This is a genomic window from Vibrio sp. D173a (assembly GCF_030248475.1).
The window spans coordinates 1-809 of record NZ_JAHGAH010000694.1; the positions used below are offsets into that span (position 1 = coordinate 1).

At 35.1% G+C, this 809-nt stretch carries 1 protein-coding gene; it reads left to right on the forward strand.

Features of this window, described 5'->3' with window-relative positions; all coding sequences use genetic code 11:
- Nucleotides 1-447: 447 nt before the first annotated feature.
- The coding region (locus tag KIV40_RS28580; RefSeq protein ID WP_285352599.1) for a carbohydrate porin at nucleotides 448-809 on the forward strand (362 nt) is incomplete at its 3' end.

The window sequence follows — 809 nt, forward strand, 5'->3', positions numbered from 1 at the left end:
TCTTATTGTTTAACTATTGAATATTTAAATAATTATCTAATCATAGCCAATGCTAAGTTCTCTTATTATGAAATCCTTGGTCAGAACAAATATGAAACCTAATGTGTTATACCAATGATACCTTCGATAACTTTGATTCACTTAGGGGAAGCGAAAGAACAATAATTTATCATAATCCGTTCAATATTTGTTTTTGTCTGATTAATTAGATAACGTTTTAGTCGGTAAATTTGTTTTTATATTTAAGCTGTTGAAATTTAAAGGCTTTAAAATAAATATAAAAGAGTGATTTAGGTCTGCAAATGTAATTAGAGAAGATTGTGAGGTATTAATTAATCCGTAAATATACGCCCTAGAAATTGAGTCGAATACTGTCCATAAACTTCAACTTGATTATCAAAAAGTTGCTATGCAACACATTACAATAAAATAATATATAGGGTTTATATGAAAAGCACGTTCAAGCTGTCCTTAGCTGCTGTACTGGTTTCGTCTGCAATGGCCGCAAATGCAGGCATCGCTATTGTTGATAACGAAGAGGGGAATTTCTCAGTTGGTGGTAACGTTGAGTTGAACTTCAATTACCAAGATAGAGATTCAAATGAGAACGGAGATGCCGAGTTCAACCAAGATGGTCGAGTTCTGATCGAGTTTGCCGGTGAGAAATACACCACAAGTGGTCACTATGTAGGCGTAAAGGCACAGCCTCTATTTGAGAGTACGGGTAATGTCGATCTTGATGATGCCTACTTTGAGTTTGGTAAGAAAGATAGCTGGGCGATCAAAGCGGGTCGTTTTGAAGCATACGA